Here is a 16,966-nt window from a genome sequence, read left to right as displayed (position 1 = left end):
GGCGCCCGAGGTCGCTCCGGCGGCAAGTCCGGAGCCAGGCCGAGCATCGGACGTGCCGGGGCACCACCGCGCCCCGGCCGCCCCGTCCGCCCCGTCCGCCCCGGACCCCGGCCGTGCCCCGTCCGCCCCAACGTCCGCAGCCGCCCCGACGCCCCCGCCCGAGGCACCGATCCCGGTCGCGGCGGCGGCCGAACCGCACCACGCGCCGGTGTCTCCCGCCGGCGTGCCACGGCAGGTGGGCGGAAGCCGCAGATTCGAAGCGGGAGGAACCGGGGCAGGCGCCGGTCCCGGCACACCGGGCTCCGCGATGCTCCCAGACCTGCTCGACCACCCCGACCCGGCCATCGCCGCCGAAACCGCCGCGGTGGAGAACCTGCTGCGGTGCTGGGTCCGCGAAAGCGGCCTCGGCCGCCCCGACGGGCCCGCTGGAACGCCGCTCCGCATCCCCCTGCCCGCATCCGGCACCGCGGTACTCGTCGCCGTCCGGCACTGGTCGCCGGCCGGCTGGCACCGCTTCGCCTCCGCCCGGATCGAAGGCGCCCCAGCCGAAGCCCCCGCGCTGGACGCCGTCACCCTCGCCGCGCTCATCGCCCGTGAGGGCACCGGCCGTGGCGGCGCCGATCTGGTCGGCCGGGTCGCCGACTCGGTCCAGCGCACGGCGGAGTTCATCGCCGACCGGCGAGCCCGCCCCGCTGCCCCCGCCCCCGTCGCCGAGGACCGATTCCTCACCGCCGAACAGTCCCTCCTCCTCGGCCACCCCCTGCACCCGACCCCGAAGAGCCGCGAAGGTCTCTCCGAAGCCGAGGTGCGCCGCTACTCACCCGAACTCCACGGCTCCTTCCCCCTGCACTGGTTCGCGGTCGCGCCTGCCGTCCTCGCCACCGACTCCGCCTGGACCGAACGCGGCCGCCCGGTTTCCGCCGCCCAACTGTTCGCCCGCCTTGCGCCCGGTCTGCCCTCGCCCACCGGCACCACCCCTCTTCCGCTTCACCCCTGGCAGGCCCGCGACCTCCTCCAACGCCCGGCCGTCGCCGCCCTGTGCGACGCCGGACTCCTGACCGACCTGGGCCCGTACGGCGACCCCTGGTATCCCACCTCCTCCATTCGCACCGTGCACCGCCCCGGTTCCCCCGCGATGCTCAAGCTGTCCCTGGGCCTGCGCATCACCAACTCCCGCCGGGAGAACCTCCGCAAGGAACTCCACCGCGGCGTCGAGGTCCACCGCCTGCTGCGCGCCCGACTCGCCGAGCAGTGGCAGTCGGCCCACCCCGGTTTCGACATCGTCCGCGACCCCGCCTGGGTCGCCGTCGACTCCCTCGACGGCACGCCCGTCCCGGGACTCGACGCCCTGCTGCGCCACAACCCCTTCCGCTCCGACGACGACGCCCTCTGCATCGCCGCGCTCACCACTCCGCGGCCGTGGCCCGGTCGGACCACGATGCGCTCCCCGCTCGTCGAGACCGTCGCCCGGCTCGCCGCCTCCACCGGCCGCCCGGTCCCCGCCGTCGCCGCCGAGTGGTTCCTGCGCTACCTCGACCACGTCGTCCGGCCGATCCTCGCCCTCGACGCACTCGCCGGGGTCGCCCTCGAAGCGCACCAACAGAACACCCTGGTGCTCCTCGACCCGGCCGGCTGGCCGATCGGCGGCCGCTACCGCGACAACCAGGGCTACTACTTCCGCGACTCCCACCGCGCGGAACTGCAACACCGGCTCCCCGGCATCGGCAGCGCCAGCGACACCTTCGTCTCCGACGCCGTCACCGACGAACGCTTCGCCTACTACCTCGGCATCAACAACGTGCTCGGCCTCATCGGCGCCTTCGGGTCCCAGCACCTCGCCGACGAACGCGTACTCCTCGCGGCCTTCCGCCGCTTCCTCGGGAAGAACGCGGGCCTCGGGCCGCTCCCCGCCCAACTGCTCGACTCACCCACCCTCCGCTGCAAAGCCAACCTGCTCACCCGCCTGGGCGGCCTCGACGAACTCGTCGGTCCCGTCGACACCCAGTCCGTCTACGTCACCATCACCAACCCCCTTCACGACTGACGCGTCCGTACCGACACGGAGAAGAGCCCCATGCCCTCCACCGACACCTCGACCGGTCCCGTCGGTTCAGCCCTCGCCACAACCGGATACTCCCTCGGCCACATGCGCCGCCCCCCGCAGCGCTGGCCCCTGCTCGCAGAAGCCGACCTGCTCGACTCCCCGGCCACCTGGGACGCCATCGCCACCGCTGCCGGAGCCTTCCGCCTCGAACCCGTACGCCCACGTAGAGACCTGGACCTCATCGCGGGATGGATGAACGACCCCGAGGTGGCCGCCTATTGGGAACTCGCCGGCCCGGCCTCGACCACCGCAGATCACCTGCGGGCCCAGCTCGACGGCGACGGCCACAGCCTTCCCTGCCTCGGCCTCCTCGACGGCACACCGATGAGCTACTGGGAGATCTACCGGGCCGACCTCGACCCGCTCGCCCGGTACTACCCGGCACGCCCCCACGACACCGGTATCCACCTGCTCATCGGAGCCGGCACGAACCGCGGCCGAGGTCTGGGCACCACCCTGCTGCGCGCCGCCGCCGACCTGCTGCTCGACAACCGTCCACGCTGCGCACGCGTCATCGCCGAACCGGACATCCGCAACACCCCCTCCGTATCAGCCTTCTTGAACTCCGGATTTCGCTATTCCGCTGAAATCGACCTTCCCGAGAAGCGCGCGGCGCTGATGATCCGGGAGCGGGCGCTGCGCAATCTCATCTGATCGCCGCCCCACCGTCCCGAAGCATCCGTCTCACGCCTCTCCCTTCGAAAACTCTGCGTCACGCAGCAAAGTTCCCGATCTCCGAGGAGTCCCGTGCCGAATTTCCCCGAAGCCCCCGACTCCGCGGAGCCCGCCCTGCCCCCGTCGCCTCAGCACCCGGTCACGCCGCCCGAGATCAACGGATCGACCTGGGACTTCGCGGCCCGCAGGCTGCTGGCCAAGATGCTCGGCGAATTCGCGTACGAGGAGATCGTCAGTCCCGTTCCGACTCCGTCCGCCGCGGGCGACGCCTGGACCCTGACCCTCGACGACGGTGGTCACCTCGGGTTCCGAGCGCGCCGTCGTTCCTACGGGAGCTGGCAGGTCGCCCCCGACACCATCACGCTCACCCCGCCGCCCCCCTCCACGGAGACCTCGACCGCGTTCGGGGACCCGTACGAGTTCCTTGTCCGCGCCCGCACTCTCCTCCGGCTCGACGGAGAGACCCTCGGTCACCTGGTCCGAGAGCTGAGCGCCACCCTCGCCGCCGACGCCCGCCTCGATCACCACGCCCTGACCGCCGACGTACTCGCCGACCTCGACTACGCAGCGCTCGAAGGACACCAGACGGGCCACCCCTGGCTCGTCCTCAACAAGGGCCGCATCGGACTGTCCGCCTCCGACACCGCCGCCTGGGCTCCCGAGGCGCGTACCCGCCAACGATTGCCCTGGCTCGCCGCCCACACCTCCCTGGCGGAGTACCGCGGCGCGGCCGGTCTGGAAGATCCCGCCCGGCTCTACTCCGCCGAACTCGACCCCGTCACCAGGGCCGGCTTCGACCGCGTCCTGCGCGACCGCGGCCTCGACCCGCGCGGCTACCTCTACCTCCCGGTGCACCCCTGGCAGTGGGACGAGATCGTGTTGCCCCTGTTCGCGCCGGCCCTCGCGTCGGGCGCCCTGGTGCCGCTGCCCGCGGACCTCGACATGCGCCTCCCGCAACAGTCGATCCGCACCTTCCTCAACCTGACCCGCCCCGATCGGCACAGCGTCAAACTGCCGCTCTCCGTCTTCAACACCATGGTGTGGCGGGGCCTGCCCTCCGATCTCGCACTCGCCGCCCCCGCCGTCACCGGATGGATCCACTCCCTCCGTGACTCCGATCCCTTCCTGCGTGACGAATGCGGGGTCATCCTGCTGGGCGAGGTCGCGTCCGTCACCGTCCGCCACCCCGTCTACGACCGCCTTCCCGAGGTCCCGTACCAGTACAAGGAACTCCTCGGGGCGATCTGGCGCGAGCCGCTGACCGGCCGTCTCGCCCCCGGCGAGCGGGCCCGCACCCTCGCCTCGCTCCTCCACACGGACCCGCGCGGCCGCTCCTTCACGGCGGAGCTGGTGGCCCGGTCCGGACTCACCCCCACCGTGTGGCTCCAGCGACTCTTCGCCGCCCTGCTGCCGCCGCTCCTCCACTTCCTCTACCGCTACGGGACCGTGTTCTCGCCGCACGGAGAGAACGCCATCGTGGTCTTCGACGAGAACGACGTTCCCGTCCGGCTGGCGGTCAAGGACTTCGTGGACGACATCAACATCAGTCGCGAGCCGCTGCCCGAACACGAGTCGATGCCCGCCGAGGTCCGCGCCGCCCTCCTCACCGAGCCGCCGGCCTTCCTCACCCAGTTCATCCACTCCGGACTGTTCATCGGCGTCTTCCGCTACCTGTCCGCGATCTGCGACGACCGGCTCGGTGTCCCCGAGGACGACTTCTGGTCCCTCGTCCGGGCGGAAATCCTCCACCACCAGTCCCGATTCCCGGAGCTCAAGGAGCGCTTCGAGCTCTTCGACCTGCTCAGCGAGCGGATCGACCGGCTCTGCCTCAACCGCAACCGGCTCCACGAGGACGGCTACCGCGACCGGCCGGACCGCCCGCACGCCGTCACGCACGGCACCGTCCCCAACCCCCTCCACCGCTCGTGATCACTCGCCGATGCGGGCACTGTCAGTGGCGCCCCGTAGGGTTGGCAGTGCTATGACGAAGCCCTCCCTCCCCGACCTGCTGCACGCCGCCGTCTCCGCCGTCGGCGGCACGGAGCGGCCCGGCCAGGTGGCCATGGCCGAAGCCGTTGCCGAAGCGATCGACGAGAACTCCCACCGGCTGATCCAGGCAGGCACCGGCACCGGCAAGTCCCTCGGCTACCTGGTGCCCGCCCTCGCACACGGCGAGCGCGTGGTCGTCGCCACCGCGACCCTGGCCCTCCAGCGCCAGCTCGTCGAGCGCGACCTGCCCCGGACGGTGGAGGCGCTGCATCCGCAGCTCCGCCGCCGCCCGCAGTTCGCCATGCTCAAGGGCCGTTCCAACTACCTGTGCCTGCACCGTCTGCACGAGGGCGCACCGCAGGACGAGGAGGAGGGCCTCTTCGACCAGTTCGAGGCGGCCACCCCCAGCAGCAAGCTCGGGAAGGACCTCCTGCGCCTGCGCGACTGGGCGGACGAGACAGAGACGGGCGATCGTGACGACCTGACGCCCGGCGTCTCCGACAAGGCGTGGCAACAGATCTCCGTCTCATCCAGCGAGTGCCTGGGAGCGACGAAGTGCGCCTACGGCGCCGAGTGCTTCGCCGAGGCCGCCCGGGAACGGGCCAAACTCGCCGACGTGGTCGTCACCAACCACGCGCTGCTCGCCATCGACGCCATCCAGGGCGCGCCGGTGCTGCCGCAGCACGAGGTGTTGATCGTGGACGAGGCCCACGAGCTGGTCTCCCGGGTGACGGGCGTCGCAACCGGCGAGCTCACCCCGGGGCAGGTCAACCGGGCCGTGAAGCGCGTCGCGAAGCTCGTGGACGAGAAGACGGCCGATGCCCTGCAGACCGCCTCCGAATCGTTCGAGCGCGTCATGGAACTGGCGCTCCCTGGCCGGCTGGAGACGGTCCCCGAGGACCTCGGCTACGCCCTGATGTCCCTCCGCGACTCCGCGCGCAACGTGATCTCGGCGATCGGCAACACCCGCGATAAGTCCGTGCAGGACGAGGACGCCGTGCGCAAGCAGGCCCTCGCCGCCGTGGAGAGCATCCACGGAGTGGCGGAGCGGATCGTCCTCGGTTCCGAATACGACGTCGTCTGGTACGAGCGGCACGACCGCTTCGGCGCCACCCTGCGCGTGGCACCGCTGTCGGTGTCTGGGCTGCTGCGCGAGAAGCTGTTCGAGGACCGCTCGGTGGTCCTCACCTCCGCCACGCTCAAGCTCGGCGGGGACTTCAACGGGGTCGCCGCGTCGATGGGCCTGTCCCCGGAAGGGGTGGAGGGCGACGACGCACCCGTCTGGCGGGGTCTGGACGTGGGCTCCCCGTTCGACTACCCCAAGCAGGGAATCCTGTACGTCGCCAAGCACCTGGCCACGCCCGGCCGGGAGGGCACCCGCGGCGACATGATGGACGAGCTCGCCGAACTGATCGAGGCGGCCGGCGGTCGTACCCTCGGCCTCTTCTCCTCCATGCGGGGCGCCAAGGCCGCCGCCGAGGAACTGCGCGAGCGGCTCGACCACCCGATCCTGCTCCAGGGCGAGGAGACGCTCGGCGAGTTGATCAAGGCCTTCGCCGCAGATCCCAAGACCTGCCTGTTCGGGACGCTCTCCCTGTGGCAGGGCGTCGACGTTCCGGGGCCCAGCTGCCAGCTCGTGATCATGGACCGGATCCCGTTCCCGCGCCCCGACGACCCCTTGATGAGCGCGCGACAGAAGTCGGTCGAGGAGCACGGTGGCAACGGCTTCATGGCGGTGGCCGCCACACACGCGGCGCTGCTGATGGCCCAGGGCGCGGGCCGGCTCGTCCGGGCGACGGGCGACAAGGGCGTGGTCGCGGTCCTGGACCCCCGACTCGCGACGGCTCGGTACGGCAGCTTCCTACGCGCCACGCTCCCGGACTTCTGGTACACGACGGACCGGAACCAGGTGCGTCGCTCGCTGGCCGCCATCGACGCGACCGCCCAGGCGGACGGCAAGTAGCCGTCCCCGAGGGGGCGGCAGTGACGAAGCGGTGGAACCACGGGAACGGATGCGGACACGAAGCAGCTCCGGGACCGGCGCAGTAGGTCCCGGAGCTGGCTGAGGGCGCGAGGGTCAGACCCTGCGCAGTACGGCGACGACCTTGCCGAGGATGGTCGCCTCGTCGCCCGGAATGGGCTGGTAGGCGGCGTTGTGCGGGAGCAGCCAGACATGGCCGTCTTCGCGCTTGAACCGCTTGACCGTGGCCTCGCCGTCCAGCATCGCGGCGACGATGTCGCCGTTCTCCGCGACGGGCTGGCGCCGGACGGTGACCCAGTCACCGTCACAGATCGCGGCCTCGATCATCGAGTCGCCGACGACCTTGAGGACGAAGAGCTCGCCGTCACCCACCAGCTGGCGGGGGAGGGGGAACACGTCCTCGACCGATTCCTCGGCGAGGATCGGGCCGCCGGCCGCGATCCGACCCACCAGGGGCACGTACGACGCGGCAGGCTTGCCGGTGGTGTCCGTGGGCTGCGAGCTGGGCTGGTCCGAGCCGCGCACCTCGTACGCCCGGGGGCGGTGCGGGTCGCGGCGCAGGAAGCCCTTGCGCTCCAGGGCCATCAGCTGGTGCGCGACCGACGAGGTGCTGGACAGTCCCACCGCCTGGCCGATCTCCCGCATCGACGGCGGGTAGCCCCTGCGCTGCACGGAGTCGCGGATGACCTCGATGACCCTCCGCTGCCGGTCCGTGAGTCCGGAACTGTCGGCGCGGATGCCTGGAGGTCGCCCTGGCAGCGAGCGAGCGGGGCGGGCGGGCTCCGTCTCCGGATTCTGACTTGCGTCATTCATGGAATGCACCGGCTCAAGTCGGCTCTGGGAGCGGTTCTGGGCAGTGATGGTGGCACTGTCTGCGGTCGTGGTCACGTCTGCGGCCCCTCTCGAAATGTTCTCCCTAGTTGGACAACGGTAGTTGCTTTCGAAAGGTTGCGCCAAACACACGTTCGAGTGAAAAAGCAAGGATCGTTCACTTGAGATGTCGCAAGAGGTGTATAGGCAGACCATCAGTCGAACGTGGATTCGGTCCCGCGTTCGCTGCTTACGGTACCCTTCCGGGTTGGATCGCCAGGGTCCGGGCCGGCGTCCAGTGTGGCACCGAGGGTGCCCGGACGCGGTCGGCTCACGCCGCGACACGCTGAGCGATGTAAATCCACCGCAACCCAAGATCTAGTGGTTGGATGAGCGCTGCCGCCCAGAAGTTGTGGTCCCCGGTCCGCCGGAGCCCCCGACATCGCATATGCTGGTGGCTGCTTCACGAGCCCCCGGCGGGACCGTTTCCTCCGCCGTTCAGGGGCTCCGTGGGGTGATTCAGTCGTGCCGAGAAGGAGGGTGAGGGAACCATGCACTGCCCCTTCTGCAGGCACCCCGACAGCCGCGTAGTCGACAGCCGCACCACGGACGACGGCACGTCGATCCGGCGGCGCCGTCAGTGCCCCGACTGCTCCCGTCGCTTCACGACGGTGGAGACGGCCTCGCTGATGGTGATCAAGCGCAGCGGGGTGACCGAACCCTTCAGTCGCTCCAAGGTCATCTCTGGCGTCCGCAAGGCGTGCCAGGGTCGACCGGTCACCGAGGACGCCCTCGCCAAGCTCGGCCAACGGGTCGAGGAGGCGGTGCGCGCCACCGGGAGTGCCGAGCTGACCACCCATGACGTGGGTCTGGCCATACTCGGCCCGTTGCAGGAACTCGACCTGGTCGCCTACCTGCGGTTCGCATCCGTCTACAAAGCGTTCGACACCCTCGAAGACTTCGAGACCGCCATCGTGGAATTGCGCGAGCGGCGGCCTCATCCCCCTGAGGTCGAGCCCGGTGGGACCCCCTCGGTCGTCCCCGTGCCCGCCTCCGCCTCCGACTGACCTGACCGGCCGCACAGCAGCGCGGTCTGCCCGGTCGATTCGAGGCGCCTCCCGGCGGTAGCCGGGAGCAGATTCGTAGATACAAGACACACAGCACCGTGCCGCGGAATAGCGCTGGCACTTTAGGGCGTTTTTGCCCGCATATGGGAGGCGGCCATGACAGAGACGGCGAGCAGCTCGGCGCGAGGTTCCCGAGCCAAGGGGACCAAGGCCACCAAGAGCGGCCTGCGGATCGAGCGCATCCACACCACCCCGGGCGTGCACCCGTACGACGAGGTGAGCTGGGAGCGTCGTGACGTCGTCATGACCAACTGGCGCGACGGTTCGGTCAACTTCGAGCAGCGTGGCGTCGAGTTCCCCGACTTCTGGTCGGTGAACGCGGTCAACATCGTCACCAGCAAGTACTTCCGCGGCGCGGTCGGCAGCCCGCAGCGCGAGACCGGCCTGAAGCAGCTCATCGACCGGATCGTGAAGACGTACACGAAGGCCGGCGAGGACTTCGACTACTTCTCCTCGCCCGCGGACGCGGAGATCTTCGAGCACGAGCTGACCTACGCCCTCCTGCACCAGATCTTCAGCTTCAACTCCCCGGTGTGGTTCAACGTCGGCACGCCCCAGCCGCAGCAGGTCTCCGCCTGCTTCATCCTGGCCGTCGACGACTCCATGGAGTCGATCCTCGACTGGTACAAGGAAGAGGGCATGATCTTCAAGGGCGGCTCCGGCGCCGGCCTGAACCTCTCCCGCATCCGCTCCTCCAAGGAGCTCCTCTCCTCCGGCGGCAACGCCTCCGGCCCGGTCTCCTTCATGCGGGGCGCGGACGCGTCCGCAGGAACGATCAAGTCCGGTGGCGCCACCCGTCGCGCCGCCAAGATGGTCGTCCTGGACGTGGACCACCCGGACGTCGAGGACTTCATCGCCACCAAGGTGAAGGAAGAGGAGAAGATCCGCGCCCTGCGCGACGCGGGCTTCGACATGGACCTGGGCGGCGACGACATCACGTCCGTCCAGTACCAGAACGCCAACAACTCCGTCCGCGTGAACGACGAGTTCATGACGGCCGTCGAGAACGGCACCGAGTTCGGCCTGCGGGCCCGCATGACCGGCGAGGTCATCGAGAAGGTCGACGCCAAGGCGCTCTTCCGCAAGCTCGCCGAGGCCGCGTGGGCCTGCGCCGACCCGGGCATCCAGTACGACGGTGTGATCAACAACTGGCACACCTGCCCCGAGTCCGGCCGCATCACCGCGTCCAACCCCTGCAGCGAGTACATGCACCTGGACAACACGTCCTGCAACCTCGCCTCGCTGAACCTGATGAAGTTCCTCGACGACGACGGCAAGGGCAACCAGGCCTTCGACGCCGAGCGCTTCGCCAAGGTCGTCGAGCTCGTCATCACCGCGATGGACATCTCCATCTGCTTCGCGGACTTCCCGACCCAGAAGATCGGCGAGAACACCCGCGCCTTCCGTCAGCTGGGCATCGGCTACGCCAACCTCGGCGCCCTGCTGATGGCCACGGGTCACGCGTACGACTCGGACGGCGGCCGCACCCTCGCCGCGTCGATCACCTCGCTGATGACGGGCACCGCGTACAAGCGCTCCGCCGAGCTGGCCGCGATCGTGGGCCCGTACGACGGCTACGCCCGCAACGCCGACTCGCACAAGCGCGTCATGAAGCAGCACGCCGACGCCAACGCCGTCGCGCCGCGCACCCAGGACCTGGACAACTCCATCTGGGCCGCGGCCACCGAGGCCTGGCAGGACGTCCTGCTCCTCGGCGAGAAGAACGGCTTCCGCAACTCCCAGGCCTCCGTCCTCGCGCCGACCGGCACCATCGGTCTCGCGATGTCCTGCGACACCACCGGTGTCGAGCCGGACCTGGCCCTGGTCAAGTTCAAGAAGCTCGTCGGCGGCGGCTCGATGCAGATCGTCAACGGCACCGTCCCGCAGGCCCTGCGCCGCCTGGGTTACCAGGAGGAGCAGATCGAGGCGATCGTCACCCACATCGCCGAGCACGGTGTGGTCGTCGACGCCCCGGGTCTGAAGGCGGAGCACTACTCGGTCTTCGACTGCGCCATGGGCGAGCGTTCCATCTCCGCGATGGGGCACGTCCGCATGATGGCCGCGATCCAGCCCTGGATCTCCGGCGCGATCTCGAAGACGGTCAACATGCCGGAGACGGCGACCGTCGAGGAGATCGAGGAGATCTACTTCGAGGCGTGGAAGCTGGGCGTCAAGGCGCTGGCGATCTACCGCGACAACTGCAAGGTCGGTCAGCCCCTCTCCGCGAAGAAGAAGGAAGCGGAGAAGGTCGAGGTCACCGAGAAGGCCGAGGAGACCATCCGCGCGGCGGTCGAGAAGGTCATCGAGTACCGCCCCGTCCGCAAGCGCCTCCCCAAGGGCCGCCCGGGGATCACCACCTCCTTCACGGTCGGTGGCGCCGAGGGCTACATGACGGCGAACTCCTACCCGGACGACGGTCTGGGCGAGGTCTTCCTGAAGATGTCCAAGCAGGGTTCGACCCTCGCGGGCATGATGGACGCCTTCTCCATCGCCGTCTCGGTCGGTCTGCAGTACGGCGTCCCGCTGGAGACGTACGTCTCGAAGTTCACGAACATGCGCTTCGAGCCGGCCGGCATGACGGACGACCCGGACGTGCGGATGGCGCAGTCGATCGTCGACTACATCTTCCGTCGCGTGGCGCTCGACTTCCTGCCCTTCGAGACCCGCTCCGCCCTCGGCATCCACTCCGCCGAGGAGCGTCAGCGTCACCTCGACACCGGTTCCTACGAGCCGCTGGACGGAGAGCAGATCGACACCGAGACGCTGGCCCAGTCGGCCCCGCTCGCCGCAGTTCCCGCGCCGAAGCCGGTCACGGCCGTCGCGGCCGCGGCCCCGAAGACGGCGCACTCCAGCGCCGAACTCGTCGAGATGCAGCTGGGTGTCTCCGCCGACGCCCCGCTCTGCTTCTCCTGCGGTACGAAGATGCAGCGCGCCGGCTCCTGCTACATCTGCGAGGGCTGCGGCTCCACCAGCGGCTGCAGCTGACACCGGGCGTGATCGCGCGGGACGGTCGTCCCGCGTGATCGGCACGGCCGGCTGAGCGGTGGCTCACGAAGGGGATCGACCTGATGGTCGGTCCCCTTCGGCGTGTGCGCGACGAGCCGAGGCGGGTTGGTGCGGAGGGCGGTCATGCCGATCATTGTGCGGGGCGCGCCGATCGGGCGCCGTGGAGTGTGCGGGGGAGCGGGAAGCCGTGTGGAGTTCTGACGAGCTGGACCTGGACGCCTATCTGGCGAGGATCGGCCTGGAGACCGGGGCGGGTGGCCGGGAACTCCGGCCCGACCTGCAGACGTTGTACGCAGTGACCCGGGCCCACATCGCCGCCATTCCCTTCGAGAGCCTGGACGTCACGCTCGGCCGTCCCGTCGCGCTGGACGTCAAGGCACTGCAGGACAAGATCGTGCACGGTCGCCGAGGCGGCTACTGCTACGAACAGAACTCGCTGCTGGCCGCCGCCCTGGAGCGGATCGGCTTCGAGGTCGCCGGGCGCGGGGCCCGCAACCGCACCCGGGGTGACACGCTGCTCGCGGTGACGCACGCCGTCCTCGTCGTCACCGTCGAGGGCGAACCGTGGCTGTGCGACGCCGGGTTCGGCCACCCCGGGCCGCGCGAACCCGTACCGCTCGCGCGTACCGGAGTCGAGGTGCGGCAGGGGCGGTGGACGTACGCCGTCCGCGCGGAGGAGGACGGCGTCCTGGTGCTCCGCTCACTGCGCGGGGAGGAGTGGCGTGACCTGTACGCGTTCTCGCCTCAGGCGTACCACCCCGTCGACTACGTGGTGCTGAACCACTACAGCTCCTCCCACCCGCACTCCGCGTTCGTCGGCAAGGTCATCGTCCAGTACCCCGGAGAGTCCGTGCGCGTGGCCCTCGTGGGGAGGGAACTCACCCGCTTGTATCCGGACGGACGCCTCGATCGGGAGAGCGTGGCACCGGACGAGCTGATCACCGTGCTCGACCGCGAGTTCGGACTTCGACTGCCCGAGCGGGACGCCGCGGAACTGGTGCGGATCCATCGGGCCGGGGACTGACCCGGACCGCGCCGGGCCCGTACGATGGCGCGGTGCTGGTCAAGTGGATTCGCTGCACGGTGACGGACCGACGCGGGTTCGAGCGTGGGCAGCGCAAATGGGCGGGGCTTCCGGGGGAGCCGGGCTTCCGGGGGCAGGGCGGCGGATGGAGCCGGGGCCGGCAAGGCGTCGCGCACGTCTTCGCGTTCTGGGAGAGCCGCTCCTTCTACGACTCCTTCATGGCCCGCTCGCACGACCGGCTGGCCGCGTCCCAGAACGGCACCTACACCGACGCGCGGGTCACGCTCTTCGATTACCGCTTCGACGTGAAGACCGGCTTCGAGCCGCGCTTCTCCGACGCCGACGTCGTCCGGGTCGCCCACACCCGGGTACGCGAGGGCCGCGTGGACCACTTCGCGCTCATGCAGGAGAAGGTGTGGAACCCGGCCATGGCGGGGTCGCCCGGCATGATCCGGGGCCTCTTCGGGGAGGCCCCGGGCCGTGAGTTCCTGGTCTTGTCGATGTGGCGCGCGGCCGCCGAACACGGCAAGTACCGACAGGAGCGGGTCGAGCGGCTGTCGCTGCGCGCCCAGACCGAGGCCGACGTGGAGGCGCTCACGGGCGACGTCGTCGACCTCGAACCCTCCTGGACGGTATGACCGTACGACGACCGCCGGCGTGAGCGGCGAGCCCGGTGCGCGGGGAACAAGATGTCCGAATAGGGTCGTGGGATGGTTCGACCACGGCGCATCGTCCTTGTTCGACACGGGGAGTCGGAGGGGAACGCCGACGACACGGTGTACGAGCGGGAGCCCGATCATGCCCTGCGCCTGACCCGGACCGGACGGGAACAGGCCGCCGAGGCCGGCGTTCGGCTGCGCGAACTCTTCGGTGACGAGTCCATCAGCGCCTACGTCTCCCCGTACCGCAGGACCCTGCAGACCTTCCGCGAGCTGCGCCTGGACCCGACCCGGGTCCGGATGCGCGAGGAACCCCGACTGCGGGAACAGGACTGGGGCAACTGGCAGGACCGGGACGACGTGCGGTTGCAGAAGGCGTACCGGGACGCCTACGGGCACTTCTTCTACCGCTTCGCCCAGGGGGAGTCGGGTGCGGACGTCTACGACCGGGTCGGTTCCTTCCTGGAGAGCCTCTACCGCAGCTTCGAGGCCGAGGATCACCCCGAGAACGTTCTGGTGGTGACGCACGGGTTGACGATGCGGCTGTTCTGCATGCGCTGGTTCCATTGGTCGGTGGCCGAGTTCGAGTGCCTGTCCAACCCCGGGAACGGGGAATTCCGCGCGCTGCTGCTCGGCTCGGACGGCCGGTACCGGATGGACCGCCCATTTGAGCGGTGGACCACACCCGAGCCTTATGACCTGGACGGCTAGAGTGGCGCGCGATGACCGCTGACTCCTCCTCCGAAAGGCGCTACGCACGCGCCATGTCCAGCCTCCGAGGGCTGGCACTGGGTGACGCTCTGGGCTCCCAGTACTTCGTTCCCGTGAACTATCCACGGCTCAAGCGGCGTGAGGTCCCCGCCGGCACCGACGCCTGGCAGTGGACCGACGACACCGAGATGGCCTGCTCGGTGGTGGCCGTGCTCGCCGAGCACGGGCGCATCGACCAGGACGCGCTCGCGCTGTCCTTCGCCCACCACCACGACTTCGACCGCGGCTACGGGCCTGCCGTGAACCGGATGCTGCGGCTGATCCGAGAAGGCGCGGACTGGCGCACGCAGGCGGCCGAACTGTTCAACGGCCAGGGCTCGTGGGGCAACGGGGCCGCCATGCGGATCGCGCCGCTGGGCGCCTGGTACGCGGACGACCCCGAGCAGGCCACGCACCAGGCCGAGATCTCCGCGTACACCACCCACCAGCACCGCGAGGCGGTCTGCGGAGCGATGGCCGTCGCCGCGGCCGCCTCGCTGGCGGCGGCTCCGACCGGCCCGCCGAAGGCCGCCGACCTGTTGGACGCGGTGATCGCGCTGGTGCCGCGCAGCGCGGTGGGCGCCGGACTGCGTCGGGCGCGCGGGATGCTCGACTACGACGACGCGACCACGGTCGCGGCGGTCCTGGGATGTGGGCGGCGCACGAGCGCCCACGACACGGTGCCGTTCGCGCTGTGGTCGGCGGCCCGGTCACTGGACGACTACGAGCAGGCGTTCTGGACCACCGCACAGGTGGGCGGGGACGTGGACACGACGTGCGCGATCGTCGGCGGAGTGCTGGGTGCCCGGGGGGACGCGGTGCTGCCGGCGGCATGGCTGTCGCGCACCGAGGCCCTTCCGGCGTGGTTGCCCGACGCGGCGCGCTAGTCCGTCCGGTCTGGATCTTCCGGCCCCGAGGGCGCCCGGCTACTTGGTACCCGGGCGCCCTTCGCGTTGTCCTGCCGAGGGGCGGCCCCGTGCGCGGACGCGGCGGGGGTGGGCCGATGTGATTGTCACGGTCCTGACACAAGGGCTTCTTGAATATGTTCAAAACTGCCTGACCCCGGCCTACCCTGTCCGCTTCGCCGCTCTCGTCTCACGCACTCCGGGAGCGGCTGACAGGGGAGGGACCTGATGTCTGAGAACGCCGACAAGGCGAAACACGATGCGACCGGAGGCGAGACCGCCGGCGAGCGGTCCGCGGAGCCCGGGACCGTGGCCGGTACCGGTACGTCCGGAGGCGATACGTCCGGCGCCGGGGCTCCCGGCGCGGGGGCCTCAGGGGCGGGGCAGGCCCAGGCTGCCGCCGCGGCGCGGGCGCAGGCGTCGTTGGCCCGGCGGGTCCGGTCCGCGCCACCCGCTCCGATCCGCACCGCCACCCTGGTCGCCGTGCTCGTCGCCGGTCTCGCCACCGCGGTCTTCCTCGGCGACGGCGTCGGCCCCGGGCTGCTGCTCGCCGCGCTGCCCGCCATGGCCGCCGCGTACGTCGCCGCCCGTGCGGCCGGTCGCACGGTCCGACCCTGGACCGTGGTCTGGTCCCTCGGCTGCGTGGCCCTGCTCGTCGTGCCGGCCCTGCGCGACTCCGCCTGGCCGAGCACGCTCGCGGTCCTCGCCGCCGTCTTCCTGGCCGCTCTGGCCCTGCACGGAACCCGCCGCTGGCCGGGCGTGCTGCTCGCCCCGCTCGGGTTGATCGACACGGCGGTCACCGGGGTCGGCTGGGCCTGGGAGGGGGTGCGTTCGCGCGGCGGCGGGGTGGACCGTACGCGCTGGATGCCCATCGCCAAGGCGACCGTCGTGGCCGTCGTCCTCCTGTTCGTGTTCGGGGCGCTGTTCGCCTCCGCCGACGCGGCCTTCGCGGATCTGCTGGGCGGTCTGACGCCGGACGTCTCCGTCGGGGAGAGCCCGTTCCGCGTCGCCCTGTTCCTGGTGGGTGCGCTCTGCGCCCTGTCCGTCGCCCGGACCGCCGCGGCTCCGCTGCGCTGGGACCGTGTCGCGACGACCCCGGGCAAGCCACGCTCCCGCGTGGAGTGGGCGCTTCCGCTCGTCGTGCTCAACCTGCTGTTCGCGGGGTTCATCGCGGTGCAACTGGCCGTCCTGTTCGGCGGGTACGGCAAGGTCCTGGACCGTACGGGGCTGACCTACGCCGAGTACGCCCGCCAGGGCTTCTGGCAGTTGCTCTGGGCCACCGTGTTCGTCCTGGCCGTCATCGCCCTCGCCCTGCGCTGGGCACCCCGCGGCGGTGCGGGCGACCGCCGCTTCGTCCGGGTGGTCCTGGGCACCCTGTGCCTGCTGACACTGGTCGTGGTGGCCTCCGCGGTGCGCCGGATGGACCTGTACGTGGACGCGTACGGGCTGACCCGGCTGCGCCTGTCGGTGGTCACCATGGAACTGTGGCTCGGGCTCGTGATCGTGCTGCTCATGGCGGCCGGCGTGTTCGGCGGGCGTTGGCTGGCCCGTGCGGTGGCAGGCAGTGCCGCCGCCACCGTCCTGGCCTTCGGGCTGATGTCCCCGGACGGGATCATCGCCGAGACGAACGTCGCCCGGTACACGTCGGACGACAAGATCGACGTGGAGTACTTCCGCCATCTGTCGGCCGATGCCGCGCCCGCCCTGGACCGCCTGCCCGAACCTCAGCGCTCCTGCGCCCTGATCGGAGTCCGCGACGACCTGGCGGAGTCCAAGGGCGCGCCCTGGTTTGCGACGAGCCTGGCGCAGTCCCGCGCGCGCCGGATCCTCGACGCGCGCCCGGTCACGGCCACCGCCCACGACTGCGTACGGCTCGGACTGTACGGCGGCCGCAGCGAGTACTGACACCCGTACTCAAACGCGTGCGCAGGGGCGT

At 70.5% G+C, this 16,966-nt stretch carries 12 protein-coding genes; 11 read left to right on the top strand and 1 reads right to left on the bottom strand.

From position 1 onward, the window contains the following. Positions 1–307 precede the first annotated feature (307 nt). The 4 genes from OG906_RS10085 to OG906_RS10070 all read left to right on the top strand — a co-directional run bounded on the left by OG906_RS10085 (position 308) and on the right by OG906_RS10070 (position 6,731). Positions 308–2,044: an IucA/IucC family protein gene (locus tag OG906_RS10085; protein WP_329441913.1), complete on the top strand. Its 1,737-nt coding sequence runs from the start codon at positions 308–310 to the stop codon at positions 2,042–2,044. A gap of 30 nt (positions 2,045–2,074) precedes the next feature. Next, complete coding sequence (locus OG906_RS10080; RefSeq protein ID WP_329441911.1) at positions 2,075–2,758, top strand: GNAT family N-acetyltransferase; 684 nt, start codon at positions 2,075–2,077, stop codon at positions 2,756–2,758. Between the two features lie 93 nt (positions 2,759–2,851). Then, positions 2,852–4,708, top strand: coding sequence for an IucA/IucC family protein (locus tag OG906_RS10075; RefSeq protein WP_329441909.1), 1,857 nt, complete (start codon positions 2,852–2,854; stop codon positions 4,706–4,708). Positions 4,709–4,760: 52 nt separating this feature from the next. Then, the gene (locus OG906_RS10070; protein WP_329441907.1) at positions 4,761–6,731 is read left to right on the top strand and encodes an ATP-dependent DNA helicase; all 1,971 of its coding nucleotides are present in this window, start codon (positions 4,761–4,763) and stop codon (positions 6,729–6,731) included. Between the two features lie 114 nt (positions 6,732–6,845). Here the strand turns inward: OG906_RS10070 and lexA are convergent, their stop codons facing one another. Next, positions 6,846–7,637, bottom strand: coding sequence for a transcriptional repressor LexA (gene lexA, locus OG906_RS10065; protein ID WP_329441905.1), 792 nt, complete (start codon positions 7,635–7,637; stop codon positions 6,846–6,848). A 473-nt stretch (positions 7,638–8,110) separates the two neighbouring features. Here lexA and nrdR point away from each other — a divergent pair, with 473 nt between their 5' ends. From nrdR to OG906_RS10030, 7 genes are all read left to right on the top strand, one after another. Beyond that, complete coding sequence (gene nrdR / locus OG906_RS10060; protein WP_267803481.1) at positions 8,111–8,626, top strand: transcriptional regulator NrdR; 516 nt, start codon at positions 8,111–8,113, stop codon at positions 8,624–8,626. A 156-nt stretch (positions 8,627–8,782) separates the two neighbouring features. Next, positions 8,783–11,671, top strand: coding sequence for a vitamin B12-dependent ribonucleotide reductase (locus OG906_RS10055; RefSeq protein WP_329441902.1), 2,889 nt, complete (start codon positions 8,783–8,785; stop codon positions 11,669–11,671). 208 nt (positions 11,672–11,879) lie between these two features. Continuing rightward, complete coding sequence (locus tag OG906_RS10050) at positions 11,880–12,716, top strand: arylamine N-acetyltransferase family protein (RefSeq protein ID WP_329441901.1); 837 nt, start codon at positions 11,880–11,882, stop codon at positions 12,714–12,716. Positions 12,717–12,748: 32 nt separating this feature from the next. Next, on the top strand, positions 12,749–13,354 hold the full coding sequence (locus OG906_RS10045) for a YdbC family protein (protein ID WP_329441900.1): 606 nt from the start codon (positions 12,749–12,751) through the stop codon (positions 13,352–13,354). A gap of 72 nt (positions 13,355–13,426) precedes the next feature. Continuing rightward, positions 13,427–14,086: a histidine phosphatase family protein gene (locus OG906_RS10040; RefSeq protein WP_053676307.1), complete on the top strand. Its 660-nt coding sequence runs from the start codon at positions 13,427–13,429 to the stop codon at positions 14,084–14,086. 11 nt (positions 14,087–14,097) lie between these two features. Then, positions 14,098–15,012, top strand: coding sequence for an ADP-ribosylglycohydrolase family protein (locus tag OG906_RS10035; protein WP_329441898.1), 915 nt, complete (start codon positions 14,098–14,100; stop codon positions 15,010–15,012). A 246-nt stretch (positions 15,013–15,258) separates the two neighbouring features. Further along, complete coding sequence (locus OG906_RS10030) at positions 15,259–16,935, top strand: DUF4153 domain-containing protein (protein ID WP_329441897.1); 1,677 nt, start codon at positions 15,259–15,261, stop codon at positions 16,933–16,935. Positions 16,936–16,966 lie beyond the last annotated feature (31 nt).

Origin of the sequence: Streptomyces sp. NBC_01426, from assembly GCF_036231985.1 — a bacterium.
Classification (GTDB): domain Bacteria; phylum Actinomycetota; class Actinomycetes; order Streptomycetales; family Streptomycetaceae; genus Streptomyces.
Note: the sequence above shows the minus strand (reverse complement) of the source record. Positions and strands in the feature narration are given on the sequence as shown.

What these genes read in the sequence shown, in the direction of transcription:
- OG906_RS10085 (WP_329441913.1), top strand. Translation starts at nt 308, where the DNA reads ATGCTCCCAGACCTGCTCGACCACCCCGACCCGGCCATCGCCGCCGAA.
- OG906_RS10080 (WP_329441911.1), top strand. Translation starts at nt 2,075, where the DNA reads ATGCCCTCCACCGACACCTCGACCGGTCCCGTCGGTTCAGCCCTCGCC.
- OG906_RS10070 (WP_329441907.1), top strand. Translation starts at nt 4,761, where the DNA reads ATGACGAAGCCCTCCCTCCCCGACCTGCTGCACGCCGCCGTCTCCGCC.
- nrdR (WP_267803481.1), top strand. Translation starts at nt 8,111, where the DNA reads ATGCACTGCCCCTTCTGCAGGCACCCCGACAGCCGCGTAGTCGACAGC.
- OG906_RS10055 (WP_329441902.1), top strand. Translation starts at nt 8,783, where the DNA reads ATGACAGAGACGGCGAGCAGCTCGGCGCGAGGTTCCCGAGCCAAGGGG.
- OG906_RS10040 (WP_053676307.1), top strand. Translation starts at nt 13,427, where the DNA reads ATGGTTCGACCACGGCGCATCGTCCTTGTTCGACACGGGGAGTCGGAG.
- OG906_RS10035 (WP_329441898.1), top strand. Translation starts at nt 14,098, where the DNA reads ATGACCGCTGACTCCTCCTCCGAAAGGCGCTACGCACGCGCCATGTCC.
- OG906_RS10030 (WP_329441897.1), top strand. Translation starts at nt 15,259, where the DNA reads ATGTCTGAGAACGCCGACAAGGCGAAACACGATGCGACCGGAGGCGAG.